Genomic DNA, 22,143 nt, shown 5'->3' with positions numbered 1-22,143 from the left:
AATGACCGGTCCCTTCTAGGGCAGGCGCGGTGCCGCTTCTTTGCGAGATGGCAAAGAGCAAATCGGCGCCTGCCAAAATGCCGCAGCAACCTGAAGGGGTAATTTGAGCCAACACAAAGAGGGCGGCGCGAATGCTCCTAGAACAGAAGGGACAGGGCGATACACCGCCTCGTCCTTTGAAAAGGAGATAAGGCAATGACTGAGCAGCTTCAGATGACTCGCCGCACGATCCTGGGCGGAGCCGCCTTTGCGGGCGTCCTGACGCCGATCATTGCGGCCTCGATGGCGCATGCCGAGGGCGGCGCGGCGGAAGCCGGCAAGGCCGCACCGGCCGACATCGCCAGGCTGGAGCGGGTGAAGGTCGAGCTGGTAAAGCCGCCCTTCGTCCACGCCCATAGCCAGAAGGCCGAAGGCGGACCCAAGATCTACGAATTCACCATGACGATCGAGGAAAAGAAGATGATCCTCGACGACAAGGGCACGGAAGTCCATGCCATGACCTTCAACGGCTCGGTCCCCGGCCCGCTGATGGTGGTGCACCAGGGCGACTATATCGAGCTGACGCTCATCAACCCAGAGACGAACGAGCTGCAGCACAATATCGACTTCCATTCGGCCACCGGCGCCCTCGGCGGCGGCGCGCTGACCGTGGTCAACCCGGGCGAGCGGACGGTGCTGCGCTTCAAGGCCACCAAGGCCGGCGTCTTCGTCTACCATTGCGCACCTCCCGGAATGGTGCCCTGGCACGTCACCTCGGGCATGAACGGCGCCATCATGGTGCTGCCGCGCGAGGGCCTGACGGACGGGCACGGCAAGGAGCTGACCTACGACCGCGTCTACTATGTCGGCGAGCAGGACTTCTACGTCCCCCGCGACGAAGCGGGGAACTACAAGAAGTACGACAGCGTCGGCGAGGCCTATGACGACACGCTGAAGGTCATGCGCACGCTGACCCCGAGCCATATCGTCTTCAACGGCGCGGTCGGGGCTCTCACCGGCGAGAACGCCCTGAAGGCCGAGGTGGGCGAGAAGGTGCTGATCGTGCATTCGCAGGCCAACCGTGACACCCGTCCGCACCTCATCGGCGGCCATGGCGACTATGTCTGGTCGACGGGCAAGTTCCGCAACGTGCCGGATGTCGACCAGGAGACCTGGTTCATTCCGGGCGGCACGGCGGGCGCGGCCTTCTACACCTTCGAGCAGCCGGGCATCTACGCCTATGTCAACCACAACCTGATCGAGGCCTTCGAGCTCGGCGCGGCCGCGCATTTCACGGTCACGGGCGAGTGGAACGACGACCTGATGACCTCGGTCACGCCGCCGAACGGCGTCTGACGCTCCCCGGTGCGCCCGTCCTTCGGCGGGCGCATCCTTCCGGGCCGCCGCCGGCGGTCCGGTTCCCCATCGGCGCCGTCCCGGACGCCGAACGATCGTCCGGGCGCGGTGCAAGGAGGCCATCATGGCTGCATTGACATCGGGCACATCCTGGACGTCGCTCACCCTTCCCGCCCTCTTGCTCGCCGCCCTCGCCGGGGCGCTCGCGGTCAAGACCGACCTCATCGGCGGCGCGCCGGCGGGCCATGTGCTGGACGAGCCGCTGACGGTGGAGATCGCCCCGCGCAGCTTCACCTATCGCGAGAGCGGCGAATTCTACCGCGCCGGCTATGCCGTCGACGGGCCGCAGAAGACCGTCACGGCAAGCCGTGCGCTCACCATCATGAAATACCAGGTCACGGCCGCCGATTACGGGCGCTGCGTGGCGGATGGCGCCTGCGCGGCGGCCGAGCCCGGCTTCGCCCCGAAGGACGCCGCCGACACGCCCGCGACCGGCGTCAGCTATGACGACGCGGCCGCCTATGCCGCCTGGCTCAGCGCGCGCACCGGCGAGATCTGGACGCTGCCCAGCGACCGGGACCTCGCCTTCGCCGCCGGGGAACGCTTCCCCGACGATGCGCTCGGCGTCGATGTCGACAGCACCAATCCGGCGGACCGCTGGCTGGCGGACTATCGCCGCGAGACGGCGCGCAAGGCCTCGCGCGATCCCGTTCCTCAGCCGCTCGGCCGCTTCGGCGAGAACGAATACGGCCTTGCCGATTTCGCCGGCAATGTCTGGGAATGGACGACGACCTGCAACCGCCGCGTCAATCTCGACAAAGCGGGCGAGGTGCTGAACGACACCTCCTCCTGCGGCATCTATGTCGCCAGCGGCAAGCACCGCGCGGCGATGAGTTCCTTCGTGCGCAATCCCAAGGGCGGCGGCTGCGCCGTCGGCGTGCCGCCGGACAATGTTGGGTTCCGGCTCGTCAAGGATACCCGCTGGTACGCGCCGCTCCTCGCCGCATTCCGGGCGCGCGGCATCCCGCTCTGAACTTCCGGCGGGCGGCAAGGCGTGGTAGAAGCCGGTAACCTTCACGCCGATGACGGCACGCGAGAGGAACGCGACCTTGAAAATCGACCGGACCGTCGTCCGCTCGCTCGCCCTGTTCGAGAGGATGAGCGACGAGGACCTCGACAGGCTTCTCGCCCATGCGACCGCGCGCCGCGTGGCGCAGGGCGACGCCGTCTTCGAGCAGGGCCAGCAGGCGGCGAGCTTCTTCCTCCTCCTGCATGGCCGGCTCAAGGTGACGCAGGTGACGGAGGACGGCCAGCAGATCATCGTGCGCGTCGTCCATCCCGGCGATCTCTTCGGCTTCGCCAAGGCCCTGCAGCGGGCGGATTATCCCGGCACCGCGCGGGCGGCGACGGAAAGCGTGATCCTCGGCTGGCCGACGGACCTCTGGCCGCATTTCGTCGAGCAGAATCCCCGCCTTGCCGTCACGGCCATGCAGACGATCGGTCAGCGGCTGGAAGAGGCCCATACCCGCATCCGCGAAATGTCGACGCAGGAGGTGGAGCGCCGCGTCGCCCATGCCGTGCTGCGGCTCTCGCAGCAGGCCGGAAGGAAGGAAGCGGATGGCGTGCGCATCGACTTCCCGATCTCGCGGCAGGACATCGCCGAGATGACCGGCACGACGCTGCACACCGTTTCGCGCATCCTGAGCGCCTGGGAGTCCCGCGGCCTCGTCGAGGGCGGCCGGCAGAAGCTGCTCATTCGCGATCTGCCCGGCCTTTCATCGCTCGCCGACGGCGCGCGCGACTGAATTGCCCCGATGCGGGTGTATCAAGCTTAAAATTATCGAAGCACATCCGGTTGTGATGCTCTTGCATGGCAATTTAGTAAATCTGTAAACATCAATCGTTGTATTTTCGCAAATATATCGACAGTTGATATTTATCAATTATAGCAAGACGATGCCGTATAATTGATTATACTTCCTTTTCCGCCTGCGAGTGCTATACTTTACTCAGTGCTCTTGTCGCGGAGGAACGAGGCTTGTCCGAAGTCACGACAGAACATCTGCCGCCGGAGGCTGGAAAGCCGAGCCGGCGCCGTGAATTGATCACCTTCTTCATTCTTGCCTTCGGCATCTGGCCCATCGTCGCGGTGGGGGTGGTCGGCGGCTACGGCTTCCTCGTCTGGATGTTCCAGATCGTCTACGGGCCGCCCGGCCCGCCCGGGCACTGAGGAGCGTCGCGATGAAGCGGGAGGCCTTGTCGAGACGCGATTTCCTGAGCGGCGGGAAGCGGAGCGAAGCCGCCTGCATCCGGCCGCCCGGCATCGTGGAAGACGCGTTTGCTGCCTGCACCGGCTGCGGCCAATGCGTCGAGCATTGTCCGGCCAGCATTATCAGCCTGGCCGATGGCCTGCCGGCGCTCGATTTCACCCTCGGCGAATGCACCTTCTGCGGCGCCTGCGCGGAGCACTGTCCCGAGCCGGTCTTCACGACCGGCCATATTCACCGTTTCGACCACACCGTTTCCTTTGCCGCCACCTGCCTGTCGTTCCAGCGGGTCGACTGTCAGGCCTGTCGCGACGTCTGTCCGACGGCGGCGATCCGCTTCCGCCCGGTGCGGGGCGGGCCCTTCGTGCCGGACCTTCTCGCGAGCGCCTGCACCGGCTGCGGCGCCTGCATTTCCGTCTGTCCCGTCGGTGCGGTCGCAGCCGTGCCGCTGAACGCGGAGGCCGTCCATGCCTGAGGCGCGGCGCCATCACATTTCGAGCGCGGTGATCGCCGCCAAGCCCGGCTGCCTCGACAGCATCCTTGCGGCCCTTGCGGGCTTCGAGAATGTCGAGATGCACGGCGCGGACAAGGGCAAGATCGTCGTGGTGATCGAAGGGCCGAGCACCGGTGTACTCGGCGATACGCTCATGCGCATCTCCCTCATCGACGGCGTGATCGCCGCCAACATGGTTTTCGAACAGATCTATACGGAAGAGGACGAGGCCGATGGGCAGCGAACTGACGCGGCGTGACATCCTGAAGGCGCAGGCGGCGGGTGTCGCGGCAGCAGCAGCCGGCATCGCGCTGCCCGCCGCCGCCCAGCCCGTGCCGGGCGGCGTGAGTGCGCTGGAGATCAAGTGGGACAAGGCGCCCTGCCGCTTCTGCGGCACGGGCTGCGGCGTCATGGTGGGCGTCAAGGAAGGCAAGGTCGTCGCCACGCATGGCGACATGCAGGCCGAGGTCAACCGTGGCCTCAATTGCATCAAGGGGTACTTCCTCTCCAAGATCATGTATGGCGCCGACCGCCTGACGACGCCGCTCCTGCGCAAGCGGAACGGCGCCTATGCCAAGGACGGCGAGTTCGAGCCCATCACCTGGGAAGAGGCTTTCGACGTGATGGCCGAGCAGGCCAAGAAGGTGCTGAAGGAGAAGGGTCCGACCGCGCTCGGCATGTTCGGCTCCGGCCAGTGGACGATCTTCGAGGGCTATGCTGCGACCAAGCTGATGCGCGCCGGCTTCCGCTCGAACAATCTCGATCCGAACGCCCGCCATTGCATGGCCTCGGCCGCCTACGCCTTCATGCGCACCTTCGGCATGGACGAGCCGATGGGTTGCTATGACGATTTCGAGCATGCCGACGCCTTCGTGCTCTGGGGCTCGAACATGGCGGAGATGCACCCCATCCTCTGGACACGCATCGCCGACCGGCGGCTCGGCAACGAGCATGTGCGCGTGGCGGTGCTCTCCACCTTCACCCATCGCAGCATGGACCTTGCGGATATCCCCATGGTCTTCAAGCCGGGTACCGACCTCGTCATCCTCAACTACATCGCCAATCACATCATCCAGTCCGGCCGGGTGAACGAGGATTTCGTCAAGAACCACACGAAATTCGTGCGCGGCGTCACCGATATCGGCTACGGCCTCAGGCCCGACGATCCGAAGGAAACGAAGGCGGCGAATGCCGCCGATCCCACCAGGACCGAAGCGATCGACTTCGAGGCCTTCAAGGCGCATGTCGCCGAATACACGCTGGAAAAGGCCGTGGAGATGACCGGCGTCGAAGCCGGCTTCCTCAAGCAGCTCGCCGAGCTCTATGCCGACCCGGACCGCAAGGTCATGTCGCTCTGGACCATGGGCTTCAACCAGCATGTGCGCGGCGTCTGGGCGAACCAGATGGTCTATAACCTGCATCTTCTGACGGGCAAGATTTCCGAGCCCGGAAACAGCCCGTTCTCGCTGACCGGTCAGCCGTCCGCCTGCGGCACGGCGCGCGAGGTCGGCACCTTCGCCCATCGCCTGCCGGCCGACATGACCGTGACGAACCCGGAGCATCGCAAGCATGCGGAGGAGATCTGGCGCATCCCGCATGGCATCATTCCGGAAAAACCGGGCTACCACGCGGTTGAGCAGGACCGGATGCTGAAGGACGGCAAGCTCAATTTCTACTGGGTGCAGGTCAACAACAACGTCCAGGCCGGGCCCAACACCGCGAACGAGACCTATCAGGGTTATCGCAATCCGGAGAATTTCATCGTCGTCTCGGATGCCTATCCGACGATCACGGCGATGAGCGCCGACCTCGTGCTGCCGGCGGCCATGTGGGTGGAGAAGGAAGGAGCCTATGGCAATGCCGAGCGGCGCACCCATGTCTGGCACCAGCTCGTGCAGGCGCCCGGCGAGGCGCGCTCCGATCTCTGGCAGCTCGTCGAGTTCTCCAAGCGCTTCACCACGGACGAGGTCTGGCCGGCGGAGATTCTCGCCGCCAATCCCCAATACAAGGGCAAGACGCTCTATCAGGTGCTTTATGCCGAAAGCGATGTCGCGAAATTCCCCATCGATGAGGTGAAGCCCGACCACGACAACAACGAGGCGCAGCATTTCGGCTTCTACATTCAGAAGGGCCTCTTCGAGGAATATGCCACTTTCGGCCGCGGCCATGGCCATGACCTTGCGCCCTACGACACCTATCACGAGGTCCGCGGCCTGCGCTGGCCCGTCGTGGACGGCAAGGAAACGCTGTGGCGCTACCGCGAGGGTTACGACCCTTATGTGAAACCTGGCGAAGGGGTGAAGTTCTACGGCAACAAGGACGGCAAGGCGGCGATTATCGCCGTGCCCTACGAGCCGCCGGCCGAATCCCCGGATGACGAATACGACACCTGGCTCGTCACCGGCCGCGTGCTGGAGCATTGGCATTCCGGCTCGATGACCATGCGTGTGCCGGAGCTCTTCAAGGCCTTCCCCGGCGCACGCTGCTTCATGAATGCGGACGATGCCCGCAAGCGCGGCCTCAACCAGGGCTCCGAGATACGCATCGTCTCGCGGCGCGGCGAGATCCGCTCGCGCGTCGAGACGCGCGGGCGCAACCGCATGCCGCCCGGCGTGATCTTCGTGCCGTGGTTCGATGCCAGCCAGCTCATCAACAAGGTCACGCTCGACGCCACCGATCCCATCTCGAAACAGACGGATTTCAAGAAATGCGCAGTCAAGATCGAACCCGTCGCCTGACCCCTTCTCCAGGGTGGGTTTTCGCTGCCATCGGCGCAGCCGTCATCGCCACGAGCGCCATGGCGCAGATGGTGCCGCAGCTGTCCGGCCCGGATGGCGACAAGATGCAGACCCTGCCGGCCGATCCGCTGCCGAAATGGGTCATCGACGATGTCCGGCGCATGCGCGCCTATCCCGAGCAGCCGCCGATCATCCCCCATTCGATCGACGGCTACCAGCTCTCGGTCAATGCCAACCGCTGTCTCTCCTGCCACAAGCGCGAGTTCTCGCAGGATGCCGGTGCGCCGATGATCAGCATCACGCATTACATGACCCGCGAGGGCCAGATGCTCGCCGACGTCTCGCCGCGCCGCTATTTCTGCACCGCCTGCCACGTGCCGCAGGCCGACCGCAAGCCGCTCGTCGGCAACACGTTCAAGGACATGAGCGAGCTGGGTGTCACGCAGGCGGGAAGTGAATGACGATGGCGCGCATCAAGGCAATCCTGCTCTGGGTATGGACCCTCTTGACGACGCCGGCGGCAACGCTCAGCCTCGCCTTCCTGACACTCGGCGGTTTCGTCGGCGGCGTCATGTTCTGGGGCGCATTCAACACGGCGCTGGAACTGACCAACACGGAAAAGTTCTGCACCTCCTGTCACGAGATGCGGGACAATGTCTATCAGGAGCTGACCAACACGGTGCACTTCACCAACCGCTCCGGGGTGCGCGCTTCCTGTCCGGATTGTCATGTGCCACACCAGTGGACCGACAAGATCGCCCGCAAGATGCAGGCGTCCAAGGAGGTCTGGGGCAAGATCTTCGGAACGATCAACACGCGCGAGAAATTCCTCGACAAGCGCCTGGAGCTTGCCAAGCACGAATGGGCGCGCCTCAAGGCGAATGACAGCCTTGAATGCCGCAACTGCCATTCCGCCGTCGCGATGGATTTCACCAAGCAGACCCAGCGCGCCGCCGACATCCACGCGAAATATCTGCTGACCGGCAAGGCGACCTGTATCGACTGCCACAAGGGGATCGCGCACGAGCTTCCCAACATGGAAGGGGTCGATCCCGGCTGGAAGATGCCGAAGGACCTCGAGGGCCGGGAACTGCCGGCCGCCTCGAACGATGCCATTGGCGACCTGCGCCGCGCCGTCGCCAGCGCGCATGGCATGATGACGTATTGAAGGTCGCCTCGGAGATGGCGGAACCTGCGCTCGGCAGGGCGAAGGCGTCGGCGTGTTCCATAAGACCGTGATGTGGACGGCTCGCCCTCTTGAAACCGCGATGGCCAACGGGTATCCGACCCCTTGATCCGAAACGCAGAACCATCGACAGGTTGACCGGCATGGCCCCCGACTTTCTCGTAACCCATTCCGGCGGCTTCCATGCGGACGAGCTGCTGTCGAGCGTGATCCTGACGCGTCTGTTCCCCGCTGCCCGCCTCGTTCGCAGCCGGGCGCCCGAATGGATTACGCCGGGTCCGGACAGGATCGTCTATGATGTCGGCGGCGCCTGTGATCCGGATGCCGGGATTTTCGATCATCACCAGCGCGGCGCGCCGCTGCGCGACGATGGCCAGCCGTTCAGCTCGTTCGGGCTGATCTGGCGCCGGTTCGGCCGGGACTACCTGAAGGACCTCGGCATTCCCGCTTCCGATATCGACGCCCTCCATGCGGGCTTCGACCTCGATTTCGTGCTGCCGGTCGACCTGATGGATAACGGTGCGCTCAGCCCCGCGGCGGCCGGTGCCCTGAGCAAGTTGACCCTGCCGGTCCTTCTGGAAACGCTCAAGCCGGTCTTCGACGACCGGGCGCCGGATGCGGACGACCGGGCTTTTCACGCCGCGCTTGCGATCGCGCGCAGCTTCGTCGAGGCGACCATAGGGCAGGCGGCCGCGAAACTGCGTGCCGAGGCCATCGTGTTCGGGGCAATCGCCGCGGCCGGCGATGGGCGCGTGCTCGAACTGCCGATGGGAATGCCCTTCCGGCCTGCCATCGTGAAGGCGGGCGCCGAGCATCTCCTCTTCGTCGTCCATCCGCGCGATACCGATTGGTGCCTGACGGGCATCCGGCGGTCGAGCGACGGCTTCGAGCTGCGGGCCGATCTTCCCGCGGCCTGGGCCGGCCTGACCGGCGAGGCCCTTGCCGCGGCTTGCGGCGTTGCCGGCGCAACCTTCTGCCACAACGGCCGTTTCATCGCCGCGGCGAAGACCCGGGAGGCTGCACTTGAAATGGCGAGGATCGCGGTCGCAGCCGCGGTGCAGGAAGATGGGGTTCTCGCCGCGACGTAAGGGCGGCGCCCGTGACGTTTGCCGCCCATCGTATCGAGCGGTGGCCGTGTGGGACGTGCATCCGGGTATTTCTACAAGGCTTGAAGCGTTTGCGGATGGAATGCCGCACGGACGCCGCTGAAGCCATGGCTTGCCGGTCACGGAGCCAGATGAGGCAAGCGTGACCGGCCTTCCGCACGCTCCGCTAACCACCGTTCACCTCTATTCCCCATTCATCGTTCCCAGCGCGCATCGTGGCGGCGAACGGCGCTATTTTGTCGCGTCGCTGGCTATGTTAAAGCGGTATATTATTTACCTCATTAATAGGAGCGGTCATGGATCAGAACGAAATCCGCAAGCCTCTGGTGTTCTCCGGCGAGAATGTCAGCGGCAGAGATGTCGAGGGAAGCAGCCTTGTGCCGATGCTTGTCGTCGGCCTGATCCTGATCGCGATCGGCTATGCGGCCGTGATGATCTTCGTCTAGGTCGTCAGCATGCGTGGTGCTCGGCTCCACGCAGAGCCGGCTACCGCTGGGGCGCGGGGCCTGAAGTTGACAGGACGTCGAGGTGCTGTGCGCCGATCGTGCCGTCGGCTTCCACCACGGCCTGCCAGCGCCGGTTTCCGCAGCGCACCGAAAGCCGCCACCGGCCGGCATCCTCTCCCTCGCCGCGCTCGACGCGCGATACGACGAGACCCCGGCGCATGTAGTCGCGAAAAGTCTGCGTCGGCCAGCCGAACCGTTCGGCCAGCATGTCCGCCGGCAGCAGGAACTGTCCATCTACATCCCGATTGAGAACGAACGGCGCGGTCATGGGCGCATCTCCACTGGCATCGTCGTTCCCCTCATGCCGCCTGGATATCGATGCCGAGCAGGGGGCGAAGCAGGGCCCGGTCCAGCACGATGTCCGCCAGCGTGTATTTGTCGAGAACGGCCAGGAAGGCGCCGAGCGCTTCGTGCAGCATGCCCTTCAGCCGGCAGGCCGGCGAGATGACACAGCGACCGCCTCCGGTCTGCATGCATTCGGCGAGCGAGAATTCCTCCTCCGTCGCCCGCACCAATGCCCCGATGCCGATGTCTTCCGGCTTCTTGCCGAGACGAATGCCGCCGCTACGGCCACGCACGGTTTCGACAAGGTCGAGATCGCGCAGCGTCTGCGCCACTTTGAGGAGGTGGTTGCGCGACAACCCGTAGGCCTCCGCCACGTCGTTGACGGTGCAGACACCGTCCCGCCGGCTGGCGAGATAGATCAGCATGCGCAGGGCATAGTCGGTATGAAGCGTCATCCGCATCGGTATCGTCCGAAGCCGCGGCCGGCATTGAAGTATCTGTCACGCCACTTTTAACGCAACGGCTGCTCCGTTGAAAGAGCAATAGGGTCGCAGCACCGGACCGGTCCGGGTCCGGCGCGCTCCCGACCTCTTTACTGCGCCTGCGGCGGCACGACATGGCGGCGATTGATGCTCGACGGGCGTCCCTTGATGGAAAGGGCGGTGTCGCGCTTTTCGCGTTCGGCCACGACCTTGCCTTTCGCGACGACACACAGGCGCTCGGCCCGCAGGCGCACCGCCTCGATGGGGTTGCCCGCGTCGAGCACCACGAGGCTCGCCGTCTTGCCGACCTCCAGCCCGAGATGATCGAGCCCCATGATCGCGGCATTGACCTTCGTGACCATGTCGAAGCAGGTGCGCATGTCGGCTGGCGAGGACATCTGCGCGACGTGCAGGCCCATGAAGGCGACGTCGAGCATGTCCGCGGTGCCGAGCGAATACCAGGGATCGAGCACGCAGTCCTGGCCCCAGCCGACGCGGATGCCGTGTTTCAGCATTTCCGGCACGCGAGTCATGCCGCGACGCTTGGGATAGCTATCGTGCCGGCCCTGCAGCATGATGTTGATCAGCGGGTTGGGGATGGCCGAAACCCCCGCCTCGGCGATCAGCGGCAGCAGCTTGGAGACGTAGTAGTTGTCCATCGAATGCATGGACGTCAGGTGGGAGCCGGCCACGCGGCCCTGCAGGCCGAGCCGCTGGGTCTCGTAGGCGAGCTGCTCGATATGGCGGGACAGCGGGTCGTCGGTCTCGTCGCAATGCAGGTCGACCATCAGGCCGCGCTCGGCGGCGATCTCGCAAAGCTCGGTGACGGAACGCCTGCCATCGTCCATGGTGCGCTCGAAATGCGGAATGCCGCCGACGATGTCGACGCCGAGGTCGAGCGCGCGGATCGTGTTTTCGCGCGCGTTGGGAGAGCGGTAGAGGCCGTCCTGCGGGAAGGCGACAAGCTGGAGGTCGATATAGGGTGCGATCTCCTTCTTCACCTCGAGCAGCGCCTCGACCGCGAGAAGCCGGTCGTCGCAGGTATCGACATGGGTGCGGATGGCGAGCAGGCCCATCGAGACGGCCCAGTCGCAATAGGCGAGCGCCCGCTCCTTGACGGCTTCATGGGTGAGGAGCGGCTTCAGCTCGCCCCAGAGCGCGATGCCTTCGAGCAGCGTGCCGGAGGCATTGATGCGCGGCAGGCCGTAGGACAGCGTCGCATCCATGTGGAAATGCGGATCGATGAAGGGCTGGCTGACGAGGTTGCCGGTGGCATCGACCACGCGGCCGGCCGCCGCTTCGAGGCGCGGCTCTATGGCGGCGATCTTCTCGCCCTTGATGCCGATATCGGCGAGGGTTCCATCGGGCAGCGTACCGCCCTTCACGATCAGGTCGAAACTCATCTTTCGCCTTTCTGGTAGGGGATCATCAAAGCTTTGGGATAGGTGGCGCGGCGCGCGACCAGGATCAGCGCCAGGATCGACAGCGCATAGGGCATCATCAGGAAGACCTGATAGGGCACAATGCCGCCGGATATCTGCTGAAGACGGACCTGATAGGCATCGAAGGCGGCGAACAGGATGGCGCCGATCAGCGCCTTGCCCGGCCGCCAGGAGCCGAAGACGACGAGCGCAATGCAGATCCAGCCCCGGCCGTTGATCATCTGGAAGAAGAAGGAATTGAAGGCCGAGGTGGTGAGGAAGGCGCCGCCGAGCGCCATCAGCGCGCTGCCGGCGACGACCGCGCCCATGCGGATGCCGGTCACCGAAATGCCCTGTGCCTCGACGGCCGAGGGATTTTCGCCGGCTGCCCTGACGGCAAGGCCGACCGGCGTCCGGTAGAGGGTCCAGGCGACGACCGCCACCGAGAGGAAGGCGAGATAGGTCAGCGGCGTCTGCGTGAACAGCGCCTCGCCGATCACGGGGATCTTCGACAGGCCCGGGATGGGCCACGGCTGGAACGGCTCGATCTTCGGCGGCGACGTCACCTCCGGCAGGAGGAGGCGGTAGGTGAAATAGGTAAGGCTGGTGGCCAGCAGCGTCACGCCGATGCCGACGACATGCTGCGACAGGCCGAGCGGCACGGTGAGCGTGGCATGCAGCAGGCCGAACAGCGCGCCGACCAGGGCGGCGACCACAAGCCCCGTCCAGAGATCGCCGCCGGCATAGACGGTGAACCAGCCGGCGAAGGCGCCCGCCGTCATGATGCCCTCGATGCCGAGATTGAGGACGCCCGCGCGCTCGCAGATCAATTCGCCCATGGTGGCGAAGATCAGCGGCGAGGCGATGCGGATGGCGGCGACCCAGAAGGAGGCGGAAAAGAGGATGTCCAGCGCGCCCATGTCACCTCCACCTGATCTTGAAGCGGGTCAGAAGGATCGCGACCACCATGGTCAGCAGCGATGTGGCGACCATCACGTCGGCGATGTAGCTCGGCACCTTGGCCGCGCGGCTCATGGCATCCGCACCGACGAAGATGCCGGCGACGAAGATGGCGGAGGCGACGACACCCAGGGGATTGAGCATGGCGAGCATCGCCACGACGATGCCGGTGTAGCCGTAGCCGGGCGAGAGGTCGAGCGTCAGGTTGCCCTTGAGCCCCGACACTTCCGAAAAGCCGGCAAGGGCCGCAAGGCCGCCCGAAAGCAGCGCCGTCTTCATCAGCACGCGGTTGACCGGGATGCCGACGAAGCGCGCGCCCTCGGCATTGTGCCCGACGGCGCGCATCTCGTAGCCGAGCAGGGTCTTCTTCGTGATCACCCAGACGACGGCCGCGGCCGCGATGGCGATGACGAAGCCGTAGTGCAGGCGCTTGCCCTGAATGAGGCGCGGCAACTGCGCCTCGGCGATGACCTTCTGCGATTGCGGCCAGCCGAGCCCCATCGGATCCTTCAGCACGCCGTCGAGCAGCATCGAGACGAAAAGGAGCACGATGAAATTGAGCAGCAGCGTCGTGACCACCTCGTCGACGCCGAACCGCGTCTTCAACACGGCCGGCCCGAGCAGGATGAGGGCGCCGGCCGCCATGGCGGCGATCATCAGCACGGGGATCAGGATGAAGGAGGGCAGCGGCAGCGCCCCGGTTCCAAGCGCCACGGTGACGATGCCGCCCATATAGAGCTGGGCCTCGGCGCCGATGTTCCACAGCCGCGCGCGAAAGGCGACGGCGATGGCAAGGCCGGTGAAGATCAGCGGCGTCGCGCGCGTCAGGGTCTCCATCAGCGCGAATTGCGAACCGGCGGCGCCCTTGGCGACGAGATAGAAGACCGACAGCGGCGACGCGCCGGCGATGAGGACGAGAATCGACGTCAGCACCAGCGTCGTGACGATCGCCGCCAGCGGGAACGACAGGGTGACCGCCAAGGACGGCGCGGGTTTCGGCTCAAGCCGCATGATCGCTGTGCTCCCCGCTATGGCCCGCCATCAGTTCCCCCAGTTCCCGGATGCTGCGCTCGCCGCGCGCGGACGGCGCCGAAAGGCGCCCTGCCGACATGACGGTGATCCGGTCGGACAGCGCCAGAATTTCCTCCAGGTCCTCCGAGATCAGCAGGATCGCCGCGCCCCGGTCGCGCGCCGCCAGCAGCAGGCGATGGACATAGGCGACGGCGCCGACATCGAGACCGCGGGTGGGCTGGCTGGCAAGGATGACCGCGGGATCGGGATCGAGCGCCCTGCCGAGAATGAGCTTCTGCATGTTGCCGCCCGAGAGCAGGCGGATGCGCGCCTCCGGCGACGGGCATTTGACGTCGTAGTCGGCGATGATCTTCTCGGCGAAGCGGCGGGCGGCTTTCCAGTCGAGGAAGCCCATGCGGCTGAAACGCGGGCTGCCATAGTGCTCGGCGATCACGTTCTCCGTGACGCTCATGTCGCCGATGGTGCCGACGGCGTGGCGATCCTCGGGAATGCGGGCGACGCCGTGGGCAAGTGCGGCGCGCGGCGACCAGTCGGTGACCTCCCGGTCGGCGATGGAGATGCGGCCGCCGGTCGGGCGCCGGATGCCGGAGAGCAGGGCGGCAAGCGCCGCCTGGCCATTGCCCGATACGCCGGCAAGGCCGGTGATCTCGCCGGCTGTGAGGGTGAGCGACACGCCGGCAAGCCCGGCCCCGTTGTGCGGGGCGGTGGAGACACGGTCGAGCGTGAGCAACGGCGCGCCGAGTCTCACCGGGCTGACCTCCGCCGGTTTCACCTCCTGGCCGACCATCAGGGCGGCGAGTTCCCTGCGGTCGGTCGAGGCCGTCTCGCGCTCGCCGACCAGCTTGCCGGCGCGCAGAACCAGCACGCGGTCGCTCACCGCCATGACCTCCTGCAGCTTGTGCGAGATGAAGATGATCGACAGGCCCTTGGCCACGAGCAGCTTCAGCGTGCGGAACAGGGCCTCCGTCTCGGCGGGCGTCAGCACCGCCGTCGGTTCGTCGAGGATCAGGATCCGCGCGTCGCGGTAAAGCGCCTTCAGAATCTCCACCCGCTGGCGCTCGCCGACCGAAAGGGTGGCGACGGTGGCGGCGGGATCGATGGCAAGGCCGAAGTCGGCGGACAGTTCCTCGATGCGCCGGCGCGCGGCGGACCTGTCGAGCCGTGGGCTCCACAGGCTTTGCGTGCCGAGCGCGATGTTCTCCTGCACCGTCATGTTGTCGGCGAGCGTGAAGTGCTGGTGCACCATGCCGATGCCGGCATTAAGCGCCGCGCGCGGATCGCCCGGCGGCAGGGGCGTGCCGAAGGCTTCGACGGTTCCCTCGTCGGCGACATAGTGGCCGAAGAGGATGTTCATCAGCGTCGTCTTGCCGGCGCCGTTCTCGCCGAGAAGGGCAATCACTTCGCCGCGCTTCAGCTCGAAGGAGATCGCATCGTTGGCCCTCAGCGGACCGAAACGCTTGCTGATGCCGGAAAGGCGGAGGACAGGGGTACTGGACACGGCGATACGGACCGGAGGAAACGGTGGGAAGGAGGTCTTGTCCGCCCGGGAAGGGCCGCGGCGCGGCCGCCCCCGGGCGAAGGGACTTAGCTGGATTTCGGCTCGCTGTCGTCGACCGCGACGGTGAAGGAACCATCCTTGATCGCCTTTTCCTTCTCCGCGATCTTCGCCTTGATCTCGCCCGGAACCTTGCCTTCGAAGGTGCCGAGCGGCGCGAGCGAACAGCCGCCGTTCTTCATGAAGGAATAGACGCCGTAGTCGTCGGCCTTGAAGGTGCCGGCCTTCACTTCGGCGATCGCCTTGTCGAGGGTCGGCTCGAAGTGCCACAGCGCCGAGGCGGCGACGGTATCGGGATAGTCGGCCTGCGTGTCGATGACGTTGCCGATGGCAAGCACCTTCTTCTCCTTGGCCGCGTCGGACACGCCGAAGCGCTCGGCATAGAGCAGGTCGGCGCCGCCGTCGATCTGCGCGAAGGCGGTTTCCTTGGCCTTGGGCGGATCGAACCACGAGCCGATGAAGGCGACCTGGAACTTGGTGTCGGGCGCCACTTCCTTCACGCCCGCCATGAAGGCGTTCATCAGGCGGTTGACCTCGGGGATCGGGTAGCCGCCGACCATGCCGATGTTCTTCGACTTGGTCAGCGCGCCGGCGACGAGGCCGGAAAGATAGGAGGCGTCCTGGATATAGTTGTCGAAGACTGAAAAGTTCGGCAGGTCCGGATCGGGCTTGAAGCTCGAACCCATCAGGAAGGCGACGTCGGGATAGTCCCGGGCGACGGCGCGCGCGGCATCCTCGACGCCGAAGACCTCGCCGAGGATGAGTTTGTGCCCGGCCTCGCAATATTCGCGCATGACGCGTTCATAATCGTTGTTGGCGGTGTTTTCCGAATAGACATATTCGATCTCGCCGCGGTCCTTGGCGGCATTTGCGGCCTTGTGGATGCGGCTCACCCATTGCTGCTCGACCGGAACGGTAAAGACCGCCGCGACCTTGATCGGCTCGGCCGCGAAGAGGCGGCTTGGCAAGCCCGCCGCCGCCACGAGCGCGGATGCGCCGGCGGCCTGGATCAGCCGGCGTCTGGAAATGCCGAAATTGCTTTGCATGAACGTCCCCTCTGGTTGATTGCGCGTTTTTGAAATGCGTCTTTTACCGTTTGGTCAATGTAGGGGAAATTCGAAATGGCAGCAATCGGTTGCAGCGGAAGTTCACAGCCGAGACAGCGCCGTCGTGGCGCTCAGGCGGAAGGCAGGAGCCGGTCGCGCAGATAGGCGATGAAGCGCTGGCCGTAGCCGGGGAGCGGCACCGAGGACGGCCAGATCGCCGACATCTCGAAGTCGAGCGGCTTGCCGCGGTGCAGGATGTCGTAGGCGACCAGCCCCTCCACGGGGCCGGTGCCGAGATGGGGCACGACCGCGACGCCGCCGCTGCTGCGGGCAATCGCCAGCAGCGTATGCGGCGAGGAGGATTCCAGCGTCGGCTGCGCGAGGCAGCTTTCCGCCTGGCAGGCGGTTTCGAGCAGCTCGCGGGTGAAATGCCTTCGATTGAGGAGCAGCAGCGGCTGGCGGCAGAGCTGCGCCAGGGTGATGGTCCGGGTCTCGCAGGCGAAGACCGAGGGGAGCGAGAAGGCGCGCACGCGCATCGCGCCGATATCGACGCGGCTGAAGCGGTCGGGCCGCGCGAAATGGCGGGCGTTGATCGCCAGATGCAGCTCGTTGTCGTCGAGCCGGCGGGCAAGCTCCGCACCGCCGCCTTCCTCCAGCCTTATGTCGATATTGGGATTGTCCTGCTTCCAGGCGGGCAGCACCTCGCTCATGTGGCGCTCGATCACCTGGGAGCAGGCGCCGACCCGCAGCAGGCCGCATTCGCCCTCGCGCATCTCGGCGACCGCGTCATGGAGGCGCTTGCTGGCGGCAAGGACGGCCTGCGCGTCGATCAGCAGCCGGTCGCCCTGCACCGAGAGGCGCAGGTTGCGGCCGCTGCGCTGGAAGAGCGTCAGCCCGAGCTCCTGCTCGAGCCGCTGGATCTGCCGCGACAGGGCGGGCTGGGTGAGGTTCAGCCGCTCGGCCGCCGAGGTGACGCTGCCGAGCTGGGCGGTCGTCACGAAACTTTTCAACAGCCGCTCGTCCACCGTCCGTCTCCCGCCAATTCATGCCGATCCTGCATGCATCGCCGAGGGATATTTGCATTGGACGCATGAAGCAAGCTGTGCGTAGGGTGCGGGACCATTAAAATCGAGGTTTCCGATGTCGCAAGCGCCTTCCGTCCGGACGTGGTACGAGAACCAATGGCACGCGGGCGATGTGCGTATTCTCGGCGCCGGCTCGCATGCGACATGGCTCGGCTCGCTGGTGTTCGACGGCGCGCGCCGCTTCGAGGGCGTGATCCCCGATCTCGACCTCCATGCGGAGCGGGTCAACGCATCCGCCCGCGCGCTCGGCCTCCGGCCGACGCTCACCGCCGCGCAGATCATGGAGCGCGTGCAGGAGGGGCTGGCGCATTTCCCGCCCGACGCCGCCGTCTATATCCGCCCCATGTACTGGGCGGAGGAGAGCGATGCGAGCGTCGTCGCGCCCGATCCCGCATCGACGGCCTTCGCCCTTTGCCTGGAGGAGCGGCCGATGGCCGTGCCCGGCGGCTTCACCATCACGACGACCCGATTCCGCCGTCCGACGCTGGAGACCATGCCGGTCAACGCCAAGGCCGCCTGCCTCTATCCCAACAATGCCCGCATGCTGGCCGAGGCGCGCGCCAGGGGCTTCGGCAATGCGCTGGTCTGCGACACGCTCGGCAATGTGGCGGAGCTGGCGACCTCGAACGTGTTCATGGCCAAGGACGGCGAGGTGTTCACGCCGGTGCCGAACGGCACGTTCCTCGACGGCATCACCCGCCAGCGGGTGATCGGCCTGCTGCGCGCGGACGGCGTTGCGGTGCACGAGAAGACGCTGACGGTCGAGGATTTCCGGGCGGCCGACGAGATCTTCAGCACCGGCAATATTTCCAAGGTCATGCCGGTCCTCGGTTTCGACGACCGCACCTTCGATTATGGCCCGCTCGCCCGCCGGGCGCGGCAGCTTTACTGGGATTGGGCGCATAGCTGACGCCCGAAAGGAGACTTGCCATGAGTACCGTTCGCCTGTGGACCGACGCCGAAGCCGAAGCGAACCCGCGCGTCAAGGCGGTGTTCGACGACATCCGCGCCACCCGCAAGTCCGATTTCGTCAACAATGTGTGGCGGGCGCTCGCCAACCAGCCGGACACGCTGGAGCGCATCTGGTCCGGCCTGAAGGACATCATGGTCAAGCCCGGCGCGCTCGATCCGCTGGTCAAGGAAATGCTCTATATTGCCGTGTCGGTCGCCAATGGCTGCAGCTATTGCGTCCATTCCCACACCGCGGCGGCCAAGGCCAAGGGCATGACCGGGGACCAGCACGCCGAGCTTCTGGCAGTGATCGGCATGGCCTCGCAGACCAATGCCCTGCTCAACGCGCTGCAACTGCCGATCGATCCGCAGTTCCTGGTCGAGAGCTGAGACATGGCCGCGATCAAGGCAGGCGCGGTCATCGCGCGCCAACCCGGTGGGCCGGACGTCCTGGAATGGACGGAGCTTGCGGTGGAAACGCCCGGCCCCGGCGAGGTGCTGATCCGCCAGGAAGCGGCGGGGCTCAACTTCATCGACACCTATTACCGCTCCGGGCTCTATCCCTGGCCGGGTGACGTGCTCGTGCCGGGCGCGGAGGCGGCGGGCACGGTGGTCGCGCTCGGCCCCGGCGTCGAGACGCTTTCGGTCGGCCAGCGCGTCGCCTATCTGGAGCGCACCGGCGCCTATCGCGAGATGCGGGTCATGCCCGCCGACAGGCTGATCCCGCTGCCGGAGGGGATCGACGCGGCGCTGGCCGCCTCGGTCCTGCTCAAGGGGCTGACGGCGCAGGTGCTGGTGTCCACCGCCGCGCCCGTTCAGGCGGGGCAGACGGTTCTTGTGCACGCCGCTGCCGGCGGGGTCGGGCTGCTGCTCGGGCAATGGATTGCCGCCCTCGGCGCGCGCGCCATCGGCACCGCCGGCTCGACGGAAAAGGCCGAGCTGGCTTTGGCGCACGGATATGACGCCGTGATCGAATACCGCCGCGAGGATTTTGCCGCCCGGGTGGCGGAGCTGACCGGCGGCGCCCTGTGCCACACGGTTTTTGACGCGGTGGGCAAGGATACCTGGCGCGGCTCGCTCGCCTGCCTGCGCCCGCACGGCCGTTTCGTGAGCTTCGGCCAGGCATCCGGGCCGATCGAAGGCTTCCGCATCTCCGATCTGGCGGCGGGGTCCAAGTCGGCCATCCGGCCCGTCGTGTTCGATTATCTGACGAGCGCCGAGGAACGACGCGAGCGCAGCGCCGCGTTGTTCTCGCGGCTTGTCTCGGGAAGCCTTCGCGCCGGTGCGGCGTCCAGCCTGCCGCTGCGCGCGGCGGCGGAAGCGCATCGCGCGCTCGAAGGGCGCGCGACGACCGGATCGACGATCTTGACGATGGATGGATTTTCCGCGTGACGCCCCGTTCCCGCAAAAACCTGTCCGATTCAGTATATAAAAGAAAATCTATAGATATTGTCGGTAGTTAGCTCCGGCAGTATCACCTTAATCTGCGGGCGTGCCCGATCCGAATGCTCTAGACGGAAATCATCAGGTGCCAGCTAGCCGACCCCTGTTCAGGATATTCACGCAGGAAACCATCGTTCTCCTGATGGCGGTGGTGCTGTTCGTCGGTTTTGCCGTGGCGCTTGACGGGTTCACCGCGCCGGCGAACCTCCTCAACATCGTGCGCAGCGTCTCCGTGCTGGGCATCCTCGCCGCAGGCATGGGCATCGTCGTCATCGGGCGCGGCATCGATCTGTCCATGGTCTCGATCATGGTGGTGACGGTCGCCATCCAGCTTCAGCTGTTGCAGGCGGGCTGGTCGCTCTGGTCGGCGAGCGCGCTCGTCGCGGCGATCACCATCGGGCTCGGCGCGATGAACGGCTTCATGGTGGCCTATGCCGGTGTCTCGGCGCTGTTCGCCACGCTGGCGTCGAGCGCCTTCGTCTTCGGCTTCGTCCGCTCGCAGATCCTCTCGCAGGACGTCATCTACATTCCCGAGACGGCCGAAACGCTGCTCTGGCTCGGCAAGGCCCGCATCTTCGGCCTGCCGCTCGACGTCGTCGTCTTCCTCGCCGTCGTGGCGGTGGCGCTGGTGCTGCTGCGCTGGTCGCGGCCGGGCCGCTTCCTCTACCTGATGGGCGATAATTTCCAGGCCGCGCGCACCATGGGCATCCCGGTGCGCCCGCTGATCGTCGCCTCCTTCGTGGCGAGCGCGTTCCTCGCCTGGCTCGCCGGCATGGCGAGCGCCGTCAGCCTGCAGAGCATGAACACGCGGCTGGTCAATTCGGCCCTGCTCTACGACGTGGTGCTGGTCGTGGTGATCGGCGGCATCGGGCTTTCCGGCGGCAAGGGCGGCATGCGCAACGTGGTGGTGGGCGCGCTGCTGATCGGTATCCTGCTCAACGGCATGACCATCCTCAACCTGCCGAACATCCACCAGAATCTCATCAAGGCGCTGATCCTGCTCGGCGCGATCATCCTCGATGGGCAACTCAACCCCCGCGACGAGCAGACCAGTCAGCAGGGCGACATCTAGAGCATTTCCAGCAAAAGTGCGCAGCGGTTTTGCGTTCGGAAATGCGGAAGAACTCTGGGCGGAGGGCCGCGTGGCCCGATGCCCGTGAACAATGGCAACAATCGCGGCCCGGAGAGGGGCGCATCCTAGCGGAGGCATGACATGAGCAATCTGAGAAAGACACTCCGGCGCGTCGTCCTGGCGGGGGCCTGCCTTGCGGGCGCCGCCATCGGCGCACAGGCGCAGGAAACCAATCCCGGCCCCGAGGCCTATCGTTCGGCGCTGGAAGGCAAGCGCGTGGTGATGGTGCCCATGACCATGGGCTTCGACCTGGCGCAGGGCTGGAACCACTTCATCGGCGAGGAAGTCAAGCAGTTCGGCGGCATCTGGGAAACGCGTGACCCCAACTGGAGCGTCGATGCCGGCGCGCAGGCGATCACCGACCTGATCTCCTCGGCCGAAAAGCCGGACGTGCTGATCGTCCAGACGCCGGACCTCAACTCCTATTCGCGCCTCTTCAAGCGCGCGCAGGAAGCCGGCATCTTCGTCGTGCAGCTCGACAACCCGTCGAACTACGCCTCCGACGTCTTCGCCGGCTCGGACTGGAAGCGCCTCGGCGAGCTGGAGACGCAGGCCGTCATCGACCATTGCGGTGAAAGTTCCTCCAAGAAGATCGCCGTCATCCAGGGCGACCAGGTGAATTCGTCGAGCCTCGACCAGTGGGCCGGCGTGCAGGCCGTGCTGGAGCGCAATCCGGGCTGGACGGTCGCAGGCACCGCGGATTCCAACTGGGATGCGACGACGGCGCGCAACGCCGCCGCCACCATCCTGCAGCAGCACCCGGACGTCTGCGGCATCGTCGATTTCTGGGATGCGACGGCACAGGGCACCGCCTCGGCGATCCGCGATGCCGGCCTCAAGGACAAGATCTTCCTCGCCACGACGGGCTCGGGCGAAGCGATCGATTGCAAGCTCATCGAGGACGGCACCTTCGGAGCTATCGTGACGAGCGAGCTGCCGCGCCAGTCGCAGGACGTCGTGGCCGCCATCAAGATCCTGCTCCAGAGCGGCATCAAGCCGGGCGACAGCAAGAACTATCTCTATACGCATGAGATCGCCCGTTCGAAGAAGGACCTGACGCCGGATACGTGCTGGAGCCAGGCTGCCATCGAGGCCGCCGCCAAGAAGTAATGAAGACAGG

At 65.8% G+C, this 22,143-nt stretch carries 24 protein-coding genes; 16 read left to right on the top strand and 8 right to left on the bottom strand.

All coding sequences use genetic code 11. The features are described 5' to 3' along the window. Nucleotides 1-195 precede the first annotated feature (195 nt). The 11 genes from nirK to DSD28_RS25780 all read left to right on the top strand — a co-directional run bounded on the left by nirK (nt 196) and on the right by DSD28_RS25780 (nt 9,571). Complete coding sequence (nirK, locus tag DSD28_RS05710; RefSeq protein ID WP_119255373.1) at nt 196-1,335, top strand: copper-containing nitrite reductase; 1,140 nt, start codon at nt 196-198, stop codon at nt 1,333-1,335. Between the two features lie 124 nt (nt 1,336-1,459). Then, nucleotides 1,460-2,368 carry an SUMF1/EgtB/PvdO family nonheme iron enzyme gene (locus tag DSD28_RS05705; RefSeq protein WP_119255372.1) on the top strand — a complete coding sequence of 303 codons (909 nt, stop codon included), beginning with the start codon at nt 1,460-1,462 and terminating at the stop codon, nt 2,366-2,368. 76 nt (nt 2,369-2,444) lie between these two features. Then, nucleotides 2,445-3,140 (top strand): Crp/Fnr family transcriptional regulator, encoded by a 696-nt coding sequence (locus tag DSD28_RS05700; protein ID WP_119255371.1) that lies wholly within the window; start codon nt 2,445-2,447, stop codon nt 3,138-3,140. 257 nt (nt 3,141-3,397) lie between these two features. Continuing rightward, nucleotides 3,398-3,565 (top strand): periplasmic nitrate reductase, NapE protein, encoded by a 168-nt coding sequence (gene napE, locus DSD28_RS05695; RefSeq protein WP_119255480.1) that lies wholly within the window; start codon nt 3,398-3,400, stop codon nt 3,563-3,565. An 11-nt stretch (nt 3,566-3,576) separates the two neighbouring features. Beyond that, entirely contained in the window at nt 3,577-4,077 is a 501-nt protein-coding gene (gene napF / locus DSD28_RS05690) for a ferredoxin-type protein NapF (protein ID WP_119255370.1), read from the top strand. Next, complete coding sequence (locus tag DSD28_RS05685) at nt 4,070-4,354, top strand: chaperone NapD (protein ID WP_119255369.1); 285 nt, start codon at nt 4,070-4,072, stop codon at nt 4,352-4,354. Before napF ends, DSD28_RS05685 begins: the two co-directional genes overlap by 8 nt. Beyond that, entirely contained in the window at nt 4,329-6,833 is a 2,505-nt protein-coding gene (gene napA, locus DSD28_RS05680) for a periplasmic nitrate reductase subunit alpha (RefSeq protein ID WP_119255368.1), read from the top strand. Before DSD28_RS05685 ends, napA begins: the two co-directional genes overlap by 26 nt. After that, nucleotides 6,803-7,294, top strand: coding sequence for a nitrate reductase cytochrome c-type subunit (locus DSD28_RS05675; RefSeq protein WP_119255367.1), 492 nt, complete (start codon nt 6,803-6,805; stop codon nt 7,292-7,294). The genes napA and DSD28_RS05675 overlap by 31 nt, the downstream gene beginning before the upstream one ends. Nucleotides 7,295-7,296: 2 nt before the next feature. Continuing rightward, nucleotides 7,297-8,001: a cytochrome c3 family protein gene (locus DSD28_RS05670; protein WP_119255366.1), complete on the top strand. Its 705-nt coding sequence runs from the start codon at nt 7,297-7,299 to the stop codon at nt 7,999-8,001. A gap of 161 nt (nt 8,002-8,162) precedes the next feature. Then, entirely contained in the window at nt 8,163-9,107 is a 945-nt protein-coding gene (locus tag DSD28_RS05665; protein WP_119255479.1) for an MYG1 family protein, read from the top strand. 314 nt (nt 9,108-9,421) lie between these two features. Beyond that, nucleotides 9,422-9,571, top strand: coding sequence for a hypothetical protein (locus tag DSD28_RS25780; RefSeq protein WP_162911265.1), 150 nt, complete (start codon nt 9,422-9,424; stop codon nt 9,569-9,571). Nucleotides 9,572-9,611: 40 nt separating this feature from the next. Here the strand turns inward: DSD28_RS25780 and DSD28_RS05660 are convergent, their stop codons facing one another. The 8 genes from DSD28_RS05660 to DSD28_RS05625 form a co-directional block, all read right to left on the bottom strand. Beyond that, complete coding sequence (locus tag DSD28_RS05660) at nt 9,612-9,899, bottom strand: DUF6522 family protein (RefSeq protein ID WP_245424755.1); 288 nt, start codon at nt 9,897-9,899, stop codon at nt 9,612-9,614. A gap of 31 nt (nt 9,900-9,930) precedes the next feature. Further along, complete coding sequence (locus tag DSD28_RS05655) at nt 9,931-10,371, bottom strand: Rrf2 family transcriptional regulator (RefSeq protein WP_348627903.1); 441 nt, start codon at nt 10,369-10,371, stop codon at nt 9,931-9,933. Nucleotides 10,372-10,508: 137 nt separating this feature from the next. After that, nucleotides 10,509-11,801, bottom strand: a complete 1,293-nt coding sequence (locus tag DSD28_RS05650) for an amidohydrolase family protein (protein WP_119255364.1) — start codon at nt 11,799-11,801, stop codon at nt 10,509-10,511. After that, nucleotides 11,798-12,739: an ABC transporter permease gene (locus tag DSD28_RS05645; RefSeq protein ID WP_119255363.1), complete on the bottom strand. Its 942-nt coding sequence runs from the start codon at nt 12,737-12,739 to the stop codon at nt 11,798-11,800. The genes DSD28_RS05650 and DSD28_RS05645 overlap by 4 nt, the downstream gene beginning before the upstream one ends. 1 nt (nt 12,740) lies before the next feature. Continuing rightward, nucleotides 12,741-13,790 carry an ABC transporter permease gene (locus DSD28_RS05640; RefSeq protein WP_119255362.1) on the bottom strand — a complete coding sequence of 350 codons (1,050 nt, stop codon included), beginning with the start codon at nt 13,788-13,790 and terminating at the stop codon, nt 12,741-12,743. Beyond that, nucleotides 13,780-15,309, bottom strand: coding sequence for an ABC transporter ATP-binding protein (locus DSD28_RS05635; RefSeq protein WP_119255361.1), 1,530 nt, complete (start codon nt 15,307-15,309; stop codon nt 13,780-13,782). Before DSD28_RS05635 ends, DSD28_RS05640 begins: the two co-directional genes overlap by 11 nt. A gap of 86 nt (nt 15,310-15,395) precedes the next feature. Next, nucleotides 15,396-16,412, bottom strand: coding sequence for a BMP family protein (locus DSD28_RS05630; RefSeq protein WP_119255360.1), 1,017 nt, complete (start codon nt 16,410-16,412; stop codon nt 15,396-15,398). A gap of 131 nt (nt 16,413-16,543) precedes the next feature. Further along, nucleotides 16,544-17,422 (bottom strand): LysR family transcriptional regulator, encoded by an 879-nt coding sequence (locus DSD28_RS05625; RefSeq protein ID WP_162911264.1) that lies wholly within the window; start codon nt 17,420-17,422, stop codon nt 16,544-16,546. 130 nt (nt 17,423-17,552) lie between these two features. Here DSD28_RS05625 and DSD28_RS05620 point away from each other — a divergent pair, with 130 nt between their 5' ends. From DSD28_RS05620 to DSD28_RS05600, 5 genes are all read left to right on the top strand, one after another. Next, on the top strand, nt 17,553-18,407 hold the full coding sequence (locus tag DSD28_RS05620) for a branched-chain amino acid aminotransferase (RefSeq protein WP_119255358.1): 855 nt from the start codon (nt 17,553-17,555) through the stop codon (nt 18,405-18,407). 20 nt (nt 18,408-18,427) lie between these two features. Then, complete coding sequence (locus DSD28_RS05615; protein ID WP_119255357.1) at nt 18,428-18,838, top strand: carboxymuconolactone decarboxylase family protein; 411 nt, start codon at nt 18,428-18,430, stop codon at nt 18,836-18,838. A 3-nt stretch (nt 18,839-18,841) separates the two neighbouring features. After that, the gene (locus DSD28_RS05610; protein ID WP_119255356.1) at nt 18,842-19,840 is read left to right on the top strand and encodes a quinone oxidoreductase family protein; all 999 of its coding nucleotides are present in this window, start codon (nt 18,842-18,844) and stop codon (nt 19,838-19,840) included. A 136-nt stretch (nt 19,841-19,976) separates the two neighbouring features. Beyond that, nucleotides 19,977-20,963: an ABC transporter permease gene (locus tag DSD28_RS05605; protein ID WP_348627901.1), complete on the top strand. Its 987-nt coding sequence runs from the start codon at nt 19,977-19,979 to the stop codon at nt 20,961-20,963. A gap of 141 nt (nt 20,964-21,104) precedes the next feature. Next, entirely contained in the window at nt 21,105-22,133 is a 1,029-nt protein-coding gene (locus tag DSD28_RS05600) for a sugar ABC transporter substrate-binding protein (protein WP_119255354.1), read from the top strand. The last annotated feature ends 10 nt before the right edge of the window (nt 22,134-22,143 follow it).

It is taken from the genome of Shinella zoogloeoides (genome assembly GCF_003574625.1).
Taxonomy (GTDB): domain Bacteria; phylum Pseudomonadota; class Alphaproteobacteria; order Rhizobiales; family Rhizobiaceae; genus Shinella; species Shinella zoogloeoides_A.
Note: the sequence above shows the minus strand (reverse complement) of the source record. Positions and strands in the feature narration are given on the sequence as shown.

Coding starts and splice junctions, on each gene's coding strand:
- DSD28_RS05705 (WP_119255372.1), top strand. CDS start 1,460: ATGGCTGCATTGACATCGGGCACATCCTGGACGTCGCTCACCCTTCCC.
- DSD28_RS05620 (WP_119255358.1), top strand. CDS start 17,553: ATGTCGCAAGCGCCTTCCGTCCGGACGTGGTACGAGAACCAATGGCAC.
- DSD28_RS05655 (WP_348627903.1), bottom strand. CDS start 10,371: ATGACGCTTCATACCGACTATGCCCTGCGCATGCTGATCTATCTCGCC.
- napF (WP_119255370.1), top strand. CDS start 3,577: ATGAAGCGGGAGGCCTTGTCGAGACGCGATTTCCTGAGCGGCGGGAAG.
- DSD28_RS05640 (WP_119255362.1), bottom strand. CDS start 13,790: ATGCGGCTTGAGCCGAAACCCGCGCCGTCCTTGGCGGTCACCCTGTCG.
- DSD28_RS05630 (WP_119255360.1), bottom strand. CDS start 16,412: ATGCAAAGCAATTTCGGCATTTCCAGACGCCGGCTGATCCAGGCCGCC.
- DSD28_RS05675 (WP_119255367.1), top strand. CDS start 6,803: ATGCGCAGTCAAGATCGAACCCGTCGCCTGACCCCTTCTCCAGGGTGG.
- napA (WP_119255368.1), top strand. CDS start 4,329: ATGGGCAGCGAACTGACGCGGCGTGACATCCTGAAGGCGCAGGCGGCG.
- DSD28_RS05685 (WP_119255369.1), top strand. CDS start 4,070: ATGCCTGAGGCGCGGCGCCATCACATTTCGAGCGCGGTGATCGCCGCC.
- DSD28_RS05660 (WP_245424755.1), bottom strand. CDS start 9,899: ATGACCGCGCCGTTCGTTCTCAATCGGGATGTAGATGGACAGTTCCTG.
- DSD28_RS05665 (WP_119255479.1), top strand. CDS start 8,163: ATGGCCCCCGACTTTCTCGTAACCCATTCCGGCGGCTTCCATGCGGAC.
- DSD28_RS05650 (WP_119255364.1), bottom strand. CDS start 11,801: ATGAGTTTCGACCTGATCGTGAAGGGCGGTACGCTGCCCGATGGAACC.
- nirK (WP_119255373.1), top strand. CDS start 196: ATGACTGAGCAGCTTCAGATGACTCGCCGCACGATCCTGGGCGGAGCC.
- DSD28_RS05670 (WP_119255366.1), top strand. CDS start 7,297: ATGGCGCGCATCAAGGCAATCCTGCTCTGGGTATGGACCCTCTTGACG.
- DSD28_RS05610 (WP_119255356.1), top strand. CDS start 18,842: ATGGCCGCGATCAAGGCAGGCGCGGTCATCGCGCGCCAACCCGGTGGG.
- DSD28_RS05615 (WP_119255357.1), top strand. CDS start 18,428: ATGAGTACCGTTCGCCTGTGGACCGACGCCGAAGCCGAAGCGAACCCG.
- DSD28_RS05645 (WP_119255363.1), bottom strand. CDS start 12,739: ATGGGCGCGCTGGACATCCTCTTTTCCGCCTCCTTCTGGGTCGCCGCC.
- DSD28_RS25780 (WP_162911265.1), top strand. CDS start 9,422: ATGGATCAGAACGAAATCCGCAAGCCTCTGGTGTTCTCCGGCGAGAAT.
- DSD28_RS05600 (WP_119255354.1), top strand. CDS start 21,105: ATGAGCAATCTGAGAAAGACACTCCGGCGCGTCGTCCTGGCGGGGGCC.